Here is a 19256-nt window from a genome sequence, read left to right as displayed (position 1 = left end):
CTGCCATGAAGAAAGCATTTCGTAAAATACATCTGTGGCTGTCTGTCCCTTTCGGGCTGATTATTACGGTTATCTGCCTTTCGGGCGCTGCACTGGTATTTGAAGATGAAGTAACGGAATTGTGCAGGCGCGACCTCTATTATGTGGAAAAGGTAAGCGGCGCTCCGCTTCCTGTGGAATACCTGATAGAGAAAGTCGCCGGGACATTGCCGGACAGTGTTGCCGTTACAGGTGTCTCCATTTCTTCCGATGCGGAACGTGCTTATCAGGTCAATCTGTCGAAACCGCGACGGGCGTCCGTTTATGTAGACCAGTATACCGGTGAGGTAAAGGGCAGGCACGAGCGTGCGCCGTTCTTCCTCACCATGTTTAAGCTGCATCGTTGGCTGCTGGACGGAATGAAACCGGACGGCGGAATATTTTGGGGCAAGATGATTGTAGGGGTCAGTACGCTGATGTTCGTATTCGTGCTCATATCGGGCATTGTCATCTGGTGGCCTCGCACAAAGAAAGCGCTGAAGAACAGCCTGAAGATTGCCGTCGGTAAAGGCCGGCGCCGCTTTTGGTACGATTTGCACGTGGCGGGCGGTATGTATGCGCTTGTATTGCTTTTGGCAATGGCTCTGACCGGACTGACATGGTCTTTCTCGTGGTATCGCGCGGGCTTTTATAAGGTGTTCGGAGTAGAGATGAAACAAAGGGCGGGGCATGGTGCGCTGCAAACGGCTCACGGCACACCGCAAACGGTTCATGGTGCGCTGCAAACGGTTCACGGCACACCGCAAACGGTTCATGGTACACTGCAAACGGCTCACGGTGGCAAGTCCGGGCGTAACTCTTCCGAAGAAGGTCGTAGAAATCGAGAGCATACCTCGCCATATGCTTGCTGGCAGCAAGTGTACGAGGAACTGAAAGCGCGTAATGCCGGCTATAAGCAGATTACAGTTTCCAACGGCTCTGCCAGCGTCTCTTTTGAGCGTTTCGGCAATCAGCGGGCTGCCGACCGTTATGCCTTTAATCCGCAGGACGGCGAAATCACCGAAGTTACCTTATATAAGGATACCGACGCTTCGGGCAAGATGCGGGGTTGGATATATTCCGTACATGTGGGTAGTTGGGGCGGCATTTTCACCCGGATACTGACGTTCATTGCCGCACTATTGGGCGGCACACTTCCGCTGACGGGTTATTATCTGTGGCTGCGGCGTATCCGCTTGATATAACTTAATACTTACTTATGACTTACTTAAGTAAGTGTTGAAATTTAATTTATAGCAAGAATAATCTAAGCTTGAAAGATTTTTAGTTTTCAGCTTGAAGGATTTTTAGCTTTCAGCCTGAAAGGCTCTTATCTCTAAGCCCGGGGTAACACCCCGGGAATAAATGTTCGTGGTATTCTGCGCCCTGTAAGGGCAAAAGACGAATATGCAAATCTTTTGCCCTTATAGGGCGTAATGTCATTCATATTCGTACTCCCGGGGTGTTGCCCCGGGCTATAAGATAAACAGGCTTTCAGCCTTAGGTTACGCTATATCCTCGTTACTGCTATAAATTAAATTTCAACACTTATTTATGACTTATTTATGACTTACTTGTTCAGTCTTAGTAGTTTGTATCTTGCTTGTTCAGTCTTAATAGTTTGTATCTTACTTATTTAGTCTTAATAATTTGTATCTCTTTTCCTTCCATGCGTATACACCCTTCGCCGGCAAGCTCGGACAGCGCCCGTGCCAGTGAAGGACGTGCCACGCCGAGTATCTGCGCCACTTCCTGCTGGTTGAGTATGGAGCCGTGCATGCGCAGATAGTTCAGCAGACGCGATTTGAGGCTTTGCAGGGCAAAGGCATTCAGCTTTTTGGAAAGGAACAGGGTTCTGTCCGATACCAGCCTTAAAAAGTTGTGCATCGCTACGGGATATTGGTGCAGGAAGTCCAGAAAGGCGTTTTTGTTTACGACAAGGATTTCACATTCTTCTATCGCTTCGATATTGACAGGGAAGCGGTTCTCTGATGAAAAGACGAATGCGGGAGCAAGCAGTTGCGGGGCTTTCAGGGTCTCGATGGTCAGTTGCTTACCTTCCGCATTAACCATTTGCGTACGTACCTTGCCGCTGCACAGGAGAAACAGGGAACGGTACACTTCTCCCTGCATGGCTATGAAGTCGGACGGCTTGTACAGTCGGCACGCATGCTCGGGGGCGAGGATAAGGGGTAATAATTCATCTTCCGTGGTTCCCTGGAAGGGCGGCATTTTCAGTAGCGGATATATTTCCATTCTCTTTTTGTTTTTTTGTGGTTTGGTGTAACATACGTGACAGTTTACGCAAGTGCGAATCCCCATCTTTGCACAAAGATAGTGAAACACTTTCTTTATAGGAAACCAAACGACGGGGAAAGTGTTGACAGAAAGTAGGTATAAACTTCTAAATGAATAAGAAAATGGAAATGAACATGTTTTGTTATCAATGCCAGGAAACAGCCAAAGGAGTAGGCTGTATGCTGAAAGGTGTGTGCGGAAAAGAAAGCCATACGGCGCAGGCCATGGATTTGCTGCTGTTTGTGGTCAGAGGCGTTTCGGTGGTGACCGATGCCTTGCGTAAAGCCGGATGCCCCGTGCCCGGAGAGGCCGATGTATTTGTGGTGGATGCCCTGTTCTCCACGATTACGAATGCCAATTTCGATGATGAAAGCATCCTGCAGCGGGTGGACAAGGGGCTTGCCCTGCGCAACCGCTTGATGGATGAAGCCAAGCGTAACAATGTATTTTTGCCGGAAGTGGACGAACTCTCCTGGCAGGGAACACGCGCCGATTATGCGGAAAAGGCGAAGTCGGTAGGCGTGTTGCGTGAACCCGACGAGGATCTCCGTTCGCTGAAAGAACTGCTGACGTACGGTTTGAAAGGTATGGCGGCCTATTTGGAACATGCCATGCGTTTGGGCTTCAACGACAATGATATTCATGTCTTTATGCAACACGCGTTGGCTACGATAGCCTGCCGCTCGCTTTCGGCGGACGAATGGACGCAGTTGGTGCTCGAAGCCGGCGGTTTCGGGGTAAAGACCATGGCGCTGCTGGACGAGGCGAATACGGGAACTTATGGAAATCCCGAAATCACCAAAGTGAATATCGGTGTCAAGAACCGTCCGGGCATCCTGATTAGCGGACATGACCTGAAAGACCTGGAAGAACTGTTGAAACAGACGGAAGGTACGGGCGTGGATGTATATACACACAGCGAGATGTTGCCGGCGCATTATTATCCCGCCTTTAAGAAGTACTCTCATTTTGTGGGCAACTACGGTAATGCCTGGTGGAAGCAACGTGAAGAGTTTACGGCTTTCAACGGTCCCATCCTGTTTACTACAAACTGTATCGTGCCGCCGCTGGCGAATGCCGTATATAAGGAAAGAATGTTTACCACCAACTCTACCGGGTATCCGGGCTGCAAGCATATCGAGAAGGACGCGGCGGGCAGGAAAGATTTCTCCGAAATCATAGAGATGGCCAAACAGTGCCAACCGCCTACGGAGATTGAGCGCGGGGAGATTATCGGCGGTTTCGCCCACAACCAGGTTCTGCAACTGGCGGATAAGGTGGTGGATGCCGTAAAGAGCGGCGCGATTCGTCGCTTTATCGTAATGGCAGGGTGCGACGGACGTATGAAGAGCCGCGACTACTATACGGAATTCGCCAAATCATTGCCTCAGGACACTGTAATCCTTACGGCTGGTTGTGCCAAGTACCGCTATAACAAGCTCGGCCTGGGCGACATCAACGGCATTCCCCGCGTACTGGATGCCGGACAGTGTAACGACAGCTATTCTCTGGCGGTTATCGCCTTGAAGCTGAAAGAGGTGTTCCGGCTTAATGATATAAACGAGCTGCCTATTGTTTATAATATAGCCTGGTATGAACAGAAAGCCGTAATCGTATTGTTGGCGCTGTTGAGTTTGGGAGTGAAAGAAATACATTTAGGCCCTACTTTGCCTGCGTTCCTTTCTCCGAATGTGGCTAAGGTATTGGTGGATATGTTCCATATCGCGGGCATCGGCAGCGTGGAAGAGGACTTGAAGAAATTCGGGTTGGCTTCTTGAGCGGATAAGCCGATAGGGTAATAACGAGAGTGTGTCAAAACAAAAAAACGCTTACCGTTTTTTTGTTTTGACACACTCTCAGCTCTTTAGTGACTCTCGTTCCGTAAAGAGAACGTTTTTCTTTACGCGAGATTGATTATCCTTCTGATTTCGGCCTCGGTTCCGCGGAACGGCCCGTGCGTTTGCAGCTTGATGGTGCACATGGCAGCGGCAAAGCAGCCCGCTTCCTGATAGGACGCGCCCTTGTTCCGCATATACAGATACCCCACCATATAGGTATCTCCGCAGCCTGTGGCATCCACTATTTGCAGGGCGGAGTAGGCGGGGATTTCGTGGAATTGTCCTTTGGCGTATATCAGCGAGCCTTTGTCTCCCAGTGTCAGCAATACCTCTTTCACGCCCCAGTCGGCAATGAGCAGGGCGGCTTCATGGGGCTCTTTGCATCCGGTGAGCACTTCCATTTCGGTTTCGTTGGCTTTTAATATATGGATATGCTTCAAGGCTTCTTTCTTTTCCGGCCAGTCCACGGGCAGCACCTTTTCATTATCCACCTTGCGCAGAAAGCCCTGAACGTCTACCGACAGCAGTCCTTTGCCCGACAGGTATTTGATGACGTCCAGCGAAAAGTCGTCAGCCAGCAGACTGCCCAAATGAATAATCCGGGCGTTGATGTCCCGCAAACCTTCCATTGTAAACGGATCGGCCTTTGCCGTGACACGTTGCGTACGTTCGTTCTGATTTTCTCCGTATATATTTTCAAAGCAGACGGAATGGACGCTGGGCAGAGTTTTCACTTCGATGCCTTCTTTCCGTATATCTTCCGCTACGCTCATGTCGGCATCGGCCAGAGCCGTAACCAATAAAAAGCCATTCGGGTCGAGATGCTTGATGGCATGCGCAAAATAGAAAGAAGTGCCGCCCGGCATGAATATCGTATTCTTGGTGGTAACTATCTTGTCCTGTGTGATATAACCGATGCAGCATAAATCGTGTACACTCATTGTTCCCTGTTGTTTTTATTCGTTTATTTATTTGTAATTTTGCCGCAAAGGTAATGATTTATTGAGAAAAACAGTAATATTGATAACAACATCCGTAATCTGTATGTTGCTAAACTGAGGAAGTAAGCCTACATTTGCACAGGTTTAATGTAGTTTGAAGTATGAAGTCACGGAAAAAGAAAAAGGTATATATGATAATAGGAATAATAGCGGGTGTGATTATAGCGGCAGGCGTGGCGGGTATTGTATTTGTCAACCGCCCGCAGTTTGGGAGACTGCCGCAGGGAGAACGGCTGGAGCGAATCAGAAAGTCGCCTCATTACAGGGACGGGCAGTTCCATAACCTGCATCCCACTGTGCAGATGACGGCAAAGAAAGGCCGTTTGGGCGCTTTATGGAGTTTTGTTTTCAAAAAAGAGGAAGGGCTTCGTCCACAAGAAGATGTTCCGGCCGTCAAGACGGACTTGAAAAGCATAGGACGGGATGAGAATGTGCTGGTGTGGTTCGGCCATTCTTCTTATTTTATCCAGGCGGACGGCAAGCGGATATTGGTAGACCCCGTTTTCTGTGCGGCCGCCCCGCTTTCTTTCCTTAACAAGCCGTTTAAAGGTACGGATATTTACAAGCCGGAAGATATGCCCGACATTGATTACCTGGTTATCACGCACGACCATTGGGACCATTTGGACTACGGCACGGTGATGCAATTGAAGGAGCGTACGGGTAAGGTCGTTTGTCCGCTGGGGGTGGGCGAGCATTTTGAATATTGGGGCTTCGACAAGTCGCGTTTGGTGGAACTGGACTGGTTTGAAGATGCCGGGCTCGATGAGGGCTTTCTTATTCACTGCCTGCCTTCCCGTCATTTCTCCGGACGTTTCCTGAAATCCAATCAGTCGCTTTGGGCTTCTTTCCTTATTGAAACTCCCTCGCAAAAGATTTATATGGGCGGAGACGGCGGATATGACACGCGTTTTGCCGAAATCGGTAAGAAATATCCGGGAATCGATCTTGCCATACTGGAGAACGGGCAGTATAATGAGGACTGGAAGTATATCCATACCATGCCCGCTTATCTTGCGCAGGCAGCCGAAGATTTGAAAGCGGAGAAATACTTAACGGTTCATCACTCGAAGTTTGCCTTGGCAAGACACCGTTGGGATGAACCGTTAAGGAATGCCGTGAATCTGAAGGAGAAAGACTCACTGGATGTCCTGATGCCCGTAATAGGGGAGATTACTTATCTGAATTGAGTAGGGTGACCGGCATATGGACAACCGTCCTGTCAATTCTGCGCATATTTATATTCAGTCGGTGTCATCCCCGTTATCTTCTTGAACAGGCCGGTAAAATACTGCGTATTGGCATACCCTAATTTCTTGGCTACCGTGCCTACGGCATTCTCCTTGTCCAGCAACATTTTCTTTGCGATGTTGAGCCGCATTAGCTGGAAATATTCGTGAATACTTTTTCCGGTTTCAAACCTTAGCAAATCACCGAAATAACAGGGGGACAGGCGAAGGGCGTCCGCGCAATATTCCTCTGTGGGCAACACACCGCCTTCCAGCTTGCCGGACGAGATATATTCGCTCAGCAGCAACTTCGTTTTGTGCAGAATCGCCTTGTTGGCCTCACAACGGGTGATGAACTGGCGTTCGTTGAAGCGTGCGCAATAATCCAGCAGCAACTCGATATAGCGTGAAATCAGCGTCTTGCTATGGCAATCTATGGAGTGCCGAAGCTCCTCTTCGATATTGCGGATACATTCTATGATTTTCATCTTTTCGCGCGATGACAGGTGCAGCGATTCGTTCAGCTTGTAAAAAAAGAAGGAGTACTCCTTGATGTGGCTTCCCAATGCAGTGTGCGCTATCAGTTCCGGATGAAATGCCAGCAGCAGGCCTTTTTGAGTAAGTATATTGTTTATACCCAGCTTTATGGATTCGCCCGGCGTACGGAATATCAGTGTGGCGTTGGAGTAATCGTAGTATTTGCGTCCGTACGTAAGCTCCCCGGCTTCTCCTTCCATCAGAATAATCGTATAGAAATCACACCGGATGGTGCGCTGCTCCAGGTTGGCTTTGGATAAGTCGATGACACTCACCAGCGGATGCAGCGTCTTGCAGCCCATACAACAATTACATTGATGTACAGTCTCTATATTCAGTATCTCTTTTTTCATAAGGACAATCTTATCCGCAACCTTTATATTTGTAGTTTTCTGTATTCGCCGGGTGTATACCCCACGTTCTTCTTGAAGATGCGATTGAAATGCTGCGAATATTGGAATCCCAGCTCATAGGCAATCTGGCTGACCGTCTTTTCCGTCCCGGCAATCATCTCTTTGGCTAAATCTATCATTCTGGTCTGAATGTATTCCTGCGCGCTTTTTCCGGTTTCTTTCTTTATCAGGTCGCCGAAATAGTTGGGTGACAGGAATACTTTGTCGGCGAAGTATTTTACGGAAGGCAGCCCGTCCGTTTGCGGTTTGTCGCTTTGGAAATAATCGTCGAGCAAGGCTTCGAATTTCACCAGCACGCTCTTGTTGCTTTCCGAACGGGTGATGAACTGCCTTTCGTAGAAGCGCATGCAGTAATCCAGCAGCAGTTCGATGTTCCGCGAAATCAGACGTTTGCTGTGCTTGTCGATCGGGTGCTGGAGTTCCATTTCTATTTTCTCCAGACAATCCATGAATATGCCTTTTTCTTCCTCGGATAGGTGCAGGGCTTCGGCCGAGGCGTACGAAAAGAATGAATACTGCTTGATGTCCTGTCCCAAAGAAGTTCCTTTAATCAGGTCGGGATGGAACAAAAGACCGTGGGCGCTCGGCTTCACTCCCTGCTGCATCTCCGTTTCCACGACCTGTCCCGGAGCAAAGCTGGTGACCGTCCCTTCCTGGTAATCATAAATCTGCCTGCCGTAGCGGATGTCCCCGCATTTTACTTTTTTCAGAAAGAGCGCGTATATTCCGTAGTTCATCGTAAAATGTGTAGGGAACTTGGTGGCTTCCGACAGGTCTACCACGCTCACCAGCGGATGCAGGGTTTCAAGTCCGAAGAATTGGTTGTATTGGTCTACTGTGTCCAGTTTTATAACTTCTTTCATAAGGTATCGTTTTTAGTCCTGCACAAATGTAAAGAATAAAATCATACGTAGTACACCGCTTCGCGCAGAATCAGTAATTAGGTTACAAATGTCCGTAATTCGTTCACACGGGTGCGGTTGTCATTCGGTTACATTTGCAGTGTAATTTATTAATAGCTGGTTATATGACACTTAATGATTTTTTGGAATATGTAAAGACACGAAAGGCTCTCGATACGGAAGAGATACATCGCTTTATGGACGAAATGAGTAATGAGGCGAGACGTGTTACATTTAAATTGAATACTTCCTATTATGCTCCGGACGAGGTGAGGGCGTTGCTCTCCGAACTTTTCGGAAAGCCCGTGCCGCCCTCGCTTCGCGTGTTTCCGCCGTTCTATACGGATTTCGGAAAGAATATTGAAATCGGTGATAACGTATTTATCAATGCCTGCTGCCATTTTCAAGACCATGGCGGGGTTACGTTGGGAGACGGCTGCCAGATAGGGCATAATGTGGTTTTTGCAACCCTCGACCACGGGCTTGCGCCCGAAGACCGTCATACCACATATCCTGCGCCTATCGTGCTTGGCAGGAATGTGTGGGTAGGTTCAAATTCCACTATTCTGCAAGGCGTGACGATTGGTGACAATGCGGTGGTGGCAGCCGGCGCGGTGGTGACGAAAGATGTTCCGGCGGATGCAATCGTAGGGGGAGTGCCTGCGAAAATTATGAAATATATCCGCTAAATCCTATCCGCCCGCTATTCCGTATGGACGGGACTGTGTGAAAGGCGGGAGAGGTGGTATAAACTGTTTACGGATGAAAACACACTGTGCGTCCGGTGTAAACGCATGATGCGTTGAGGCGATGCGCATAGTGTGTTTCGCTTAAACGGACTGTCTGTTTCCGAACGGTGAAAGGAGAAGAATTCTATTGAATGAATTTTTTTTCTTTATCAATCACGGTAAGCCATGTGGCGGTTGCCGTGAATTACCGGGGGAGATTTGTATAAAGAAAAAGCTCCGAAACTTATTGAGTTTCAGAGCTTTATTTCTAATTCTGCGGTGCGTACGGGACTCGAACCCGTGACCCCATGCGTGACAGGCATGTATTCTAACCAACTGAACTAACGCACCAGAATTTTATTTTATCATTGCTATCTCTCTCGATTGCGGTTGCAAAGGTAGGTGTTTTTTTTGAACCTGCAATAGCTGCGATAAACTTTTTTTCGGGGCTTTTTGGTTGCATTTACTTTACATCCTCATATTGAGAATATTGTAAAAAAAGGAAGTATCGTGATTTAACAACTATTTAGAAAACCGTTTATAGAGCGTTTATGTAGCATTTAGCATCCGATTGAACCCTTGTTTCTGAAGAAAACGAAACATTTTACGCCGACTTTTAAACTTCCTGCTCGAAAAGTTCGTTATTTTGCAATAAATCGTTATTTTTGCGAACTCAAAACAAGAATGTTGTAATTAGAAAACGATAAAAAAGAGATTTTAGGATGATGAAAACAGCCAAACTGTTACTTCACTGTCCCGACAAACCGGGCATCCTGGCGGAAGTAACGGACTTTATAACGGTGAACAAGGGTAATATTATCTATCTGGATCAGTATGTAGACCACGTAGAGAATATCTTTTTCATGCGTATCGAGTGGGAATTGGAAAATTTCCTGGTTCCTCAAGAGAAAATAGAAGATTATTTTGAAACGTTGTATGCGCAGAAGTACGGAATGAATTTCCGTCTTTACTTCTCGGATGCCAAACCTCGTATGGCTATCTTCGTGTCGAAGATGTCGCACTGCCTCTTCGACCTGCTGGCACGCTATACGGCAGGTGAGTGGAATGTGGAGATACCTCTTATAATAAGCAATCATCCCGACTTGCAGCATGTGGCGGAACGTTTCGGCATACCTTTCCACCTGTTCCCTATCACAAAGGAAACGAAAGAAGAGCAGGAGAAGAAAGAAATGGAACTGCTGGCCAAGCACAAAGTGAACTTCATCGTGCTGGCGCGCTATATGCAGGTAATTTCCGAGAAGATGATAGACGCTTATCCCAACCGAATCATCAATATCCACCACTCTTTCCTTCCGGCGTTTGTAGGGGCGAAACCCTATCATGCGGCATTTGAGCGTGGTGTGAAGATTATCGGCGCTACCAGCCACTACGTTACCACGGAGCTGGATGCAGGCCCTATCATCGAGCAGGATGTGGTGCGCATCACGCATAAGGACACCGTGCAGGACTTGGTGAACAAGGGTAAGGATTTGGAAAAGATTGTCCTTTCACGCGCCGTTCAGAAGCATATCGAGCGCAAGGTGCTGGCGTATAAGAATAAGACCGTAATATTTAATTAGTGGCTGATGAAGGTTGCAGTTATCAAATACAATGCAGGTAACATCCGTTCGGTGGACTATGCCTTGAGGCGTTTGGGCGTTGAGGCGGAGATTACGGCGGATGAAGAGGTGTTACGCGCTGCGGATAAAGTTATCTTCCCCGGAGTGGGTGAGGCGGAGACAACCATGAACTTCCTGAATGCCGGCGGCATGGGTAAGCTGATAAAAGAGCTGCGTCAGCCGGTATTGGGTATCTGCCTGGGCATGCAGTTGATGTGCCGCCATTCGGAGGAAGGAGATGTGGATTGCCTCGGTATTTTTGATGCCGACGTGAAACGTTTCGTTTCGCAAAAGCATGAGGATAAGGTTCCCCACATGGGCTGGAATACGATTTCGCAGACCGAAAGTGACCTCTTCAGGGGCTTTACGAAAGAAGAATTCGTCTATTTCGTACACAGCTTTTATGTTCCGGTCAACGATTGTACGGCTGCCGTAACGGACTATATACTTCCGTTCAGTGCCGCTTTGCATAAGGATAACTTCTATGCCACCCAGTTTCATCCCGAAAAGAGTGGAAGTGTAGGCGAACGTATCCTGCAGAATTTTCTGGACTTATAGGCGGAAGATGCCGCTATTTGATAATTCGTAATTTGCAGTTAATTGACATGATAGAATTAATTCCCGCTATTGACATCATCGACGGAAAGTGCGTACGCCTCTCCCAGGGTGATTATGACAGCAAGAAAGTGTATAACGAGAATCCCGTGGAAGTAGCCAGGGAGCTTGAAGCGCATGGCATCCGCCGCCTTCATGTGGTAGACCTCGACGGAGCCGCTTCCCACCATGTGGTGAATTACCGCACGCTGGAGCGGATCGCTTCCCGCACTTCCTTGATTATAGACTTCGGTGGCGGGGTGAAAAGCGATGAAGATTTGGTCATTGCGTTTGAGAGCGGTGCGCAGATGGTGACAGGCGGTAGCATTGCCGTAAAGAATCCCGAACGTTTCTGTCACTGGCTGCAAACGTACGGTTCGGAGAAAATCATCCTCGGAGCTGATGTGAAAGACCATAAGATTGCCGTCAACGGTTGGAAAGACGAGAGCTCTTGCGAGTTGTTCCCTTTTCTGAAAGACTATGTGGAGAAGGGCATCCGCAAGGTTATCTGTACCGACATCAACTGCGACGGTATGCTGCAAGGCCCTTCCACGGCTTTGTATAAGGAGATACTGGAAGCGCATCCCGGCCTCTGCCTCATTGCCAGCGGCGGAGTGAGTTGCGCCGATGATATCCGCCGGCTGGAAGCGGCGGGCGTACCCGCCGTTATTTTCGGTAAGGCGTTGTACGAAGGGCGTATAACTTTCAAGGAACTGGAAGTATTTATGATGTAAGTCATAAATCCGAAATCATAAACAGAAAGAAGAGTGTTAGCAAAAAGAATCATTCCCTGCCTCGACATCAAAGACGGGCAGACCGTAAAAGGAACCAATTTCGTGAATCTGCGCCATGCAGGCGATCCGGTCGAGTTGGCGCGTGCTTATAGCGAGCAGGGTGCCGACGAGTTGGTTTTTCTGGATATAACCGCCAGCTTCGAGGGACGCAAGACGTTCGCCGAACTGGTGAAGCGTATTGCCGCCAACATCAGCATACCTTTTACCGTGGGTGGCGGTATCCATGAGCTGAACGACGTAGACCGGCTGCTGAATGCCGGTGCGGACAAGATTTCTGTCAATTCCTCGGCCATCCGCCGTCCCGAACTGATTGACGAGATAGCCAAGCATTTCGGTTCGCAGGTGTGTGTGCTGGCCGTTGATGCCAAGCAGACGGAAAAGGGCTGGTGGTGCTACCTTAACGGTGGACGTGTGGAGACCGGCAAAGAACTCTTTGCCTGGACGAAAGAAGCGCAGGAACGCGGCGCGGGCGAGGTGCTTTTTACCAGTATGAACCACGACGGCGTAAAGACCGGATATGCCAACGAAGCCCTTGCCACCCTTGCCGACAGGCTTTCCATACCCGTTATCGCATCGGGCGGAGCAGGCGCGAAAGAGCATTTCCGTGATGTCTTTCTGGAAGGAAAAGCAGATGCCGCCTTGGCTGCCAGCGTTTTTCATTTCGGAGAAATCAAAATTCCCGATTTAAAATCGTATCTTTGCGCCCAAGGAGTCGCGATGAGAAGATGATAAGGAGTTATAAGTTATGAGTTATAAGTTATTCGTTGCCGTACGAAGTGCCGTACGAAGCGCGAATGAAAACGACTCATAACAATAACTCACAACAAAATAACTCATAACTTATAACTCATAACTTAAAAAGATGTTGGACTTTGATAAAATGAACGGACTCGTTCCGGCAATTATACAGGATGCTGATACGGCCAAGGTGCTGATGTTGGGTTTTATGAACCGGGAAGCATACGACAAGACGGTAGAAACCGGTAAGGTAACATTCTTTAGCCGCACCAAGAACCGTCTTTGGACGAAAGGCGAGGAGAGCGGCAACTTCCTGAACGTGGTTTCCATGAAAGAGGACTGCGACAAGGATACTTTGCTGATTCAGGTACACCCTGTCGGTCCGGTTTGCCATACGGGTACGGACACTTGCTGGGGCGAGAAGAACGAACAGCCCGTTATGTTCCTGAAACTTCTTCAGGACTTCATCGACAAGCGTCACGCCGAAATGCCGGAAGGCTCTTACACAACCAGCCTGTTCCGGTCGGGTGTCAATAAAATGGCGCAGAAAGTAGGTGAAGAAGCGGTTGAGACCGTCATTGAAGCGTGCAACGGCACCGACGAGCGTCTGATATACGAAGGAGCCGATTTGCTGTACCACCTCATCGTATTGCTGACCTCTAAGGGGTATCGCATAGAAGATTTGGCACGTGAGCTGGAAGAACGCCACAGTGCGAGCTGGAAGAAACACTAAGTTATTATGGACGAAGCGCTGATACGATATAAAGACGTGGAGATACACCAGCAGGAGCTGTGCGTACTGAACGATGTAAACCTGGAGCTGCATAAAGGGGAGTTTGTCTACCTCATCGGTAAAGTAGGTTCGGGCAAGACGAGTTTGCTCAAAACCTTTTACGGCGAACTGGATGTTGCAGCGGGCGATGCCGAGGTGCTGGGATATGATATGCTGCATATCAAGCGCAAGCATATTCCGCAGTTGCGTCGTAAGTTGGGTATCGTATTTCAGGATTTCCAGCTGCTCACCGACCGTACGGTGTACGACAATCTTGAGTTTGTGCTCCGTGCCACCGGGTGGAAGAATAAGGGAGAGATAAAAGACCGTATCAACGAAGTGCTGCAGCTGGTGGGCATGAGCAATAAAGGCTATAAATATCCCAATGAATTGTCTGGGGGCGAGCAGCAGCGTATCGTGATAGCCCGTGCCGTACTCAACTCTCCGGAAATCATCCTTGCCGACGAGCCTACGGGAAATCTGGATGTGGAGACGGGCTTTGCCATAACCCAGCTTTTGCACAGCATCAGCGCGGCGGGTTCGCTGGTCATTATGACTACGCACAACATGCAGTTGCTTTGGGAATATCCGGGACGCGTATACCGTTGTGCCGACCATTTGATAACGGATGTGACGGAACAGTATTCCGTCGCGTCGTCAACAGAAGAAAAATAAACAAGATTATATAACATTTTAATACAGGAACGAAAATGAAAGTTTTAAAGTTTGGAGGTACTTCAGTAGGTTCGGCTCAGCGAATTAAGGAAGTGGCCAAATTGATTACCGATGGTGAACGTAAGATTGTGGTTCTCTCTGCCATGTCGGGTACCACAAACACATTGGTTGAGATTTCGGACTATCTGTACAAGAAGAATCCGGAAGGTGCTAACGAGATTATCAACAGGCTGGAAACGAAATACCGCCAGCACATTGATGAGCTCTATGCCACTCCCGAATATAAACAGAAAGGTCTGGAACTTATCAAATCTCATTTCGACTATATCCGTTCTTACACCAAAGACCTCTTTACGCTGTTCGAGGAGAAAGTAGTGCTGGCGCAGGGCGAGTTGATTTCTACCGCCATGATGAACTACTATCTGCAGGAATGCGGCGTGAAGTCGGTTCTGCTTCCGGCTTTAGAATACATGCGTACGGACAAGAACGCGGAGCCCGACCCTGTTTATATCAAAGATAAACTCCAGGTTCAGCTCGAACTGCATCCCGATGCGGAAATCTACATCACACAAGGTTTCATCTGCCGCAACGCCTATGGCGAGGTAGACAACCTGCAACGCGGCGGCAGCGATTATACCGCTTCCCTGATAGGCGCTGCCGTCAATGCTTCCGAAATCCAGATTTGGACGGACATCGACGGTATGCACAACAACGACCCGCGTATTGTGGACAAGACTTCTCCGGTGCGTCACCTTCATTTTGAAGAAGCGGCCGAGCTGGCATACTTCGGCGCAAAAATCCTGCACCCCACCTGTATTCAGCCCGCCAAGTACGCCAACATCCCCGTGCGTCTGCTCAATACAATGGACCCGACGGCTCCGGGTACACTCATCTCCAACGATACGGAGAAGGGAAAAATCAAGGCGGTAGCCGCTAAGGACAATATCACGGCCATCAAAATCAAGTCCAGCCGTATGTTGCTTGCTCACGGTTTCTTGCGTAAAGTGTTTGAAATCTTTGAAAGCTACCAGACTTCTATCGACATGATTTGTACGTCCGAGGTAGGCGTATCCGTTTCTATCGACAATACCAAGCATCTCAACGAGATTCTGGACGATTTGAAGAAATACGGTACGGTGACGGTAGACAAGGATATGTGTATCATCTGCGTGGTAGGCGACCTCGAATGGGAGAACGTCGGCTTTGAAGCCAAGGCGCTCGATGCTATGCGCGACATACCGGTGCGTATGATTTCTTTCGGCGGCAGCAACTATAACATTTCTTTCCTTATCCGCGAATGTGATAAGAAACAGGCTTTGCAGTCGCTCAGCGATGCGCTGTTCAATGAGTAACAAAAGAAAACAATAGATATGAGCGCTTTTACCTTCTTGATAAAAGCGCTCTTTTTAACTGAACGAAGATATAACCCATAATAATTATATGAAAGGAACATTTCCTATTGACAAATTCCGCGAACTGCGTACCCCGTTTTATTATTACGACACGAAGGTGCTGCGTGATACCCTTGCCTGTATCCGTACCGAAGCATCGAGATACGATAACTATTCGGTGCATTATGCGGTAAAGGCCAACGCCAATCCTAAAGTCCTTACCATTATCCGTGAAAGCGGGTTGGGAGCCGACTGTGTGAGCGGCGGTGAAATCCGTGCGGCCATCAAGGCCGGCTTCCCTGCCGATAAGATAGTGTTTGCAGGTGTAGGCAAAGCAGACTGGGAGATAAACCTCGGATTGGATTATGATATCTTCTGCTTCAACGTAGAATCCGTTCCGGAGCTGGAAATCATCAATGAGCTGGCCGCTGCGAAAGGCAAGACAGCCAATGTCGCTTTCCGTATCAATCCCAACGTAGGCGCGCATACGCATGCCAACATCACCACCGGATTGGCCGAAAACAAATTCGGCATCAGCATGGAAGATATGGATCATGTGATAGACGTGGCGCAGGAGATGCAGAACGTCAAGTTCATCGGACTGCACTTCCACATCGGTTCGCAGATACTGGATATGGGCGATTTTGTGGCTTTGTGCAACCGTGTCAACGAGCTGTTGGATAAGCTCGAAGCCCGCCGGATACGTATCGGGCACGTCAACGTGGGCGGTGGTCTCGGCATTGACTACGGGCATCCCGACCGTCAGCCTGTACCCGACTTCAAAAGTTATTTTGAAACCTACGATAACTGCCTGAAACTCCGTCCTTATCAGACGCTTCACTTTGAATTGGGACGTTCGGTAGTGGGGCAGTGCGGTTCGCTCATCTCAAAGGTGCTGTATGTAAAACAAGGCACTAACAAGCAGTTTGCCATTCTCGATGCGGGTATGACGGATTTGATTCGTCCCGCACTCTACCAGGCGTTCCACAAGATAGAGAACGTCACTTCCGATGCTCCGCAGCAAACCTACGATGTGGTGGGACCTATCTGCGAATCATCCGATGTCTTTGGCAAGGCTGTCGACTTGAACGGTGTGAAGCGTGGCGACCTTATAGCCCTTCGCTCTGCCGGAGCTTACGGTGAGATTATGGCTTCGGGGTATAACTGCCGAGAGTTGCCGCAAGGTTATACGTCGGACGAGCTGGTATAGGCGCAGTACGAGATATAAAGATTTATTAAGCACAGGAACATTCTCTATGTTTCTGTGCTTGTTTTTTATAGCTACTTGATTTTTTTATTGTATTTTTACGGCACTAACATCTGATATAAACTCCATTATGAAACACAAGTCGATTTTCTTTTCAATCAGTCTGGTATTTAGCTCATTTTGTCTTTCGGCGCAGGAATTGCCGAAAGAGGTAGTCTGGCAAGAGGTAGAGGGAGTTAATGTACCGGTTCCGCCTCAAACGCACCCCCGTTTGTACGTTCGCTCATCTGATTTGCCCGCATTGAAGGAGCGGATGAAAACTCCTCAGGCGCAACAGACGCTTTCTCTCATGAAGGAGCTGAGTAAAGACCGTACTCCGGCCGAAGAGGCTGCCGTTACGAACCGCGGTTTCCGCTACTATTACGAGATGCGCGGCGTTACGTCGCGGGTGCAGTTGCAGGCTCTAGACTATCTGCTGGAAGGCGACAAGCGTCTGGCCCGCCGTGCCATTACAGCCATGCTCGATACGTTGCAACGCGCTTCTTTCGGCACTCGTTCCGACTTGTCGCGGGCCAGCGGAGCCATGCTGATAACGGGCGCCATGGTATATGACTGGTGTTACGACCAAATGAAGAATTCCGAGAAACAAGCTTACATCAAAGAGTTTATCCGTCTGGCGAAGAGTATGGAATGCGGTTATCCGCCACGCAATAACCAGCCCATAGCGGGGCATCCGTCGGAGTGGATGATTATGCGTGATATGCTGTCGGCAGGTATTGCCATTTATGACGAGTATCCCGATATGTACAATCACGTCATTACCATGCTCTATCGTGATTATATCCCGGCACGCAATTATTTCTATGCGGGGCAGAACTACCATCAGGGCACGAATTACGTGCATGTCCGTTTTGCCTGCGACCTCTTTCCCTTGTGGATTTTAGATAAGATGGGAGCCGGCGGCATTTACAGCTCTTCGGCAAGATTTGTGCTCTACGATATTATTTACCGTCGGCGTCCCGACGGAGTGTTGATGCCTGCGGGTGATGATTATCCGCAGAACCGTCCCGCATTGCTTACCATGCCGACACCCATGTTTTTAGCTTCCAGCTATTATAAAGATGAATATCTGGCTTATGAGTTCGAGCGTAATCCCCATTTGAATAAGTCGGGCAACGAATCAATGAACCACTGTCTGATATACGAACTGTTGTGGCGCGACTACGACCTGAAAGGGAAATCTCCCGACGACCTTCCTTTGACACGTTATTCCGGTACTCCCTACGGCTGGATGATTGCCCGTACGGGCTGGGACGCCAACAGTGTGATTGCCGAAATGAAAATCAACGAGCAGTTTGTGGGCAATCATCAGCACATGGACGGCGGCAGTTTCCAGATTTACCACAAAGGCCCTTTGGCTATCGATGCCGGCGCTTATAGCGGTAGTTCGGGCGGTTACAACAGCCCCAACAACAAGAATTATTTCAAACGTACCATCGCTCATAATTCGTTGCTGGTATACGACCCTGACGAAAAGTTCGGCTGTTGGAACTATGGCGGTGGCGGAAAGACCAGATTCGCATCCAATGACGGCGGGCAGCGTATGTGTGGTGAAGGTTGGAAAACTTGCAATTCGCTCGACAGTCTTTTGTCCGAGGAGTATACGGTGGGTAAAGTGTTGGCTCACGGATTTGGCCCTGATGCGCAAGCTCCCGATTATTCTTATTTGAAAGGCGATATTACCCAGGCCTATACCCGGAAAGTGAAAGAGGCCAAACGCTCTTTCGTATTTCTCAACCTGAAGTCCGAAACAGTGCCTGCCGCACTTATTGTATATGACAAAGTATCGGCTTCCAATCCCGATTTCCGGAAATACTGGCTGCTGCATAGTATCGAAGAGCCTGCGCTTGAAGGCAACACTTTCACTGTTCGGCGTACCAAGGACGGTGATAGCGGTATGCTGCATAATACTGTCCTTTTACCCCGAGCGGATAATATCCGTATTGATAAGGTTGGCGGCCCCGGCAAGGAAAACTGGGTGTTCGGCACTAACTATCCCAACGATGCCGTAGCCCCTTATCTTGACAATGCCAATGAGCGTGGAGCTTGGCGGGTAGAAGTTTCACCCGCTGCCCCTGCCGTTACCGATAACTTCCTGAATGTGATACAGGTTGCCGATAATCAATGCAATCAGTTGAACGAAGTACAGCGTATTGAGAATGACCGGATAGTAGGCGCTCAGTTAGCCGATCGTGTCGTTACGTTTGCCAAGAGTAGCGAACCGTTGCAGAAGGACTTCACGCTGACAGTTAACGGTACAGGTACATATAAATTCGTCATCACCGACCTTAAAGCAGGTAATTGGCAGGTAAAGAAGAACGGCTGCGTCTTTATTCCGTTGGCCGAGGTACGGGCTTCCGACGGGGTGCTTGCTTTTGAGGGGACGGCCGGTAGCTATGAATTTTGTAGGTGACGTAAATAAATGATAGAGTATATCATTTT

The 19256-nt window shown here is 48.8% G+C and carries 17 protein-coding genes and 1 tRNA gene; 13 read left to right on the top strand and 5 right to left on the bottom strand.

The window, feature by feature from the left end:
• The first annotated feature begins 5 nt into the window (after positions 1–5).
• Positions 6–1223 carry a PepSY-associated TM helix domain-containing protein gene (locus I2F54_RS13180; RefSeq protein WP_195501427.1) on the top strand — a complete coding sequence of 406 codons (1218 nt, stop codon included), beginning with the start codon at positions 6–8 and terminating at the stop codon, positions 1221–1223.
• A gap of 427 nt (positions 1224–1650) precedes the next feature.
• Here the strand turns inward: I2F54_RS13180 and I2F54_RS13175 are convergent, their stop codons facing one another.
• Positions 1651–2274, bottom strand: a complete 624-nt coding sequence (locus I2F54_RS13175; protein WP_195501426.1) for a Crp/Fnr family transcriptional regulator — start codon at positions 2272–2274, stop codon at positions 1651–1653.
• Between the two features lie 164 nt (positions 2275–2438).
• Here I2F54_RS13175 and hcp point away from each other — a divergent pair, with 164 nt between their 5' ends.
• Complete coding sequence (gene hcp, locus I2F54_RS13170) at positions 2439–4094, top strand: hydroxylamine reductase (protein WP_195501458.1); 1656 nt, start codon at positions 2439–2441, stop codon at positions 4092–4094.
• Positions 4095–4216: 122 nt separating this feature from the next.
• Here the strand turns inward: hcp and I2F54_RS13165 are convergent, their stop codons facing one another.
• The gene (locus I2F54_RS13165; protein WP_195501425.1) at positions 4217–5095 is read right to left on the bottom strand and encodes a PfkB family carbohydrate kinase; all 879 of its coding nucleotides are present in this window, start codon (positions 5093–5095) and stop codon (positions 4217–4219) included.
• A 161-nt stretch (positions 5096–5256) separates the two neighbouring features.
• On the opposite strand from I2F54_RS13165, the gene I2F54_RS13160 reads away from it, so the two are divergent.
• Positions 5257–6345 (top strand): MBL fold metallo-hydrolase, encoded by a 1089-nt coding sequence (locus tag I2F54_RS13160; protein ID WP_338083447.1) that lies wholly within the window; start codon positions 5257–5259, stop codon positions 6343–6345.
• A gap of 32 nt (positions 6346–6377) precedes the next feature.
• Here I2F54_RS13160 and I2F54_RS13155 read toward each other — a convergent pair whose 3' ends face one another.
• Together I2F54_RS13155 and I2F54_RS13150 are read right to left on the bottom strand one after the other, a co-directional pair.
• Entirely contained in the window at positions 6378–7274 is an 897-nt protein-coding gene (locus tag I2F54_RS13155; RefSeq protein ID WP_009121591.1) for a helix-turn-helix domain-containing protein, read from the bottom strand.
• 23 nt (positions 7275–7297) lie between these two features.
• A complete protein-coding gene (locus tag I2F54_RS13150) occupies positions 7298–8197 on the bottom strand; it encodes a helix-turn-helix domain-containing protein (RefSeq protein ID WP_022218790.1) in 900 nt (299 codons plus the stop codon).
• A gap of 164 nt (positions 8198–8361) precedes the next feature.
• On the opposite strand from I2F54_RS13150, the gene I2F54_RS13145 reads away from it, so the two are divergent.
• Entirely contained in the window at positions 8362–8925 is a 564-nt protein-coding gene (locus I2F54_RS13145; RefSeq protein WP_022218789.1) for a DapH/DapD/GlmU-related protein, read from the top strand.
• 316 nt (positions 8926–9241) lie between these two features.
• Here the strand turns inward: I2F54_RS13145 and I2F54_RS13140 are convergent.
• Positions 9242–9315: transfer RNA gene (locus I2F54_RS13140), tRNA-Asp, on the bottom strand.
• A 371-nt stretch (positions 9316–9686) separates the two neighbouring features.
• Between I2F54_RS13140 and purU the strand changes: the two genes are divergently transcribed.
• The 9 genes from purU to hepB all read left to right on the top strand — a co-directional run bounded on the left by purU (position 9687) and on the right by hepB (position 19227).
• The gene (purU, locus tag I2F54_RS13135) at positions 9687–10544 is read left to right on the top strand and encodes a formyltetrahydrofolate deformylase (RefSeq protein ID WP_009121594.1); all 858 of its coding nucleotides are present in this window, start codon (positions 9687–9689) and stop codon (positions 10542–10544) included.
• Positions 10545–10550: 6 nt separating this feature from the next.
• Positions 10551–11141, top strand: coding sequence for an imidazole glycerol phosphate synthase subunit HisH (gene hisH / locus I2F54_RS13130; RefSeq protein ID WP_195501423.1), 591 nt, complete (start codon positions 10551–10553; stop codon positions 11139–11141).
• 47 nt (positions 11142–11188) lie between these two features.
• On the top strand, positions 11189–11911 hold the full coding sequence (hisA, locus tag I2F54_RS13125) for a 1-(5-phosphoribosyl)-5-[(5-phosphoribosylamino)methylideneamino]imidazole-4-carboxamide isomerase (RefSeq protein ID WP_195501422.1): 723 nt from the start codon (positions 11189–11191) through the stop codon (positions 11909–11911).
• 33 nt (positions 11912–11944) lie between these two features.
• Positions 11945–12700: an imidazole glycerol phosphate synthase subunit HisF gene (gene hisF, locus I2F54_RS13120; protein ID WP_009121597.1), complete on the top strand. Its 756-nt coding sequence runs from the start codon at positions 11945–11947 to the stop codon at positions 12698–12700.
• Positions 12701–12833: 133 nt separating this feature from the next.
• Positions 12834–13442 carry a bifunctional phosphoribosyl-AMP cyclohydrolase/phosphoribosyl-ATP diphosphatase HisIE gene (hisIE, locus tag I2F54_RS13115; RefSeq protein WP_009121598.1) on the top strand — a complete coding sequence of 203 codons (609 nt, stop codon included), beginning with the start codon at positions 12834–12836 and terminating at the stop codon, positions 13440–13442.
• Positions 13443–13448: 6 nt separating this feature from the next.
• The gene (locus I2F54_RS13110) at positions 13449–14156 is read left to right on the top strand and encodes a cell division ATP-binding protein FtsE (RefSeq protein WP_009121599.1); all 708 of its coding nucleotides are present in this window, start codon (positions 13449–13451) and stop codon (positions 14154–14156) included.
• Positions 14157–14191: 35 nt separating this feature from the next.
• Positions 14192–15508 carry an aspartate kinase gene (locus I2F54_RS13105; RefSeq protein ID WP_009121600.1) on the top strand — a complete coding sequence of 439 codons (1317 nt, stop codon included), beginning with the start codon at positions 14192–14194 and terminating at the stop codon, positions 15506–15508.
• 88 nt (positions 15509–15596) lie between these two features.
• On the top strand, positions 15597–16757 hold the full coding sequence (lysA, locus tag I2F54_RS13100; protein ID WP_087412470.1) for a diaminopimelate decarboxylase: 1161 nt from the start codon (positions 15597–15599) through the stop codon (positions 16755–16757).
• A gap of 127 nt (positions 16758–16884) precedes the next feature.
• Positions 16885–19227, top strand: a complete 2343-nt coding sequence (hepB, locus tag I2F54_RS13095; RefSeq protein WP_195501421.1) for a heparin/heparin-sulfate lyase HepB — start codon at positions 16885–16887, stop codon at positions 19225–19227.
• Positions 19228–19256: the final 29 nt, after the last annotated feature.

Source organism: Bacteroides clarus, assembly GCF_015555825.1.
GTDB lineage: Bacteria > Bacteroidota > Bacteroidia > Bacteroidales > Bacteroidaceae > Bacteroides > Bacteroides clarus.
Note: the sequence above shows the minus strand (reverse complement) of the source record. Positions and strands in the feature narration are given on the sequence as shown.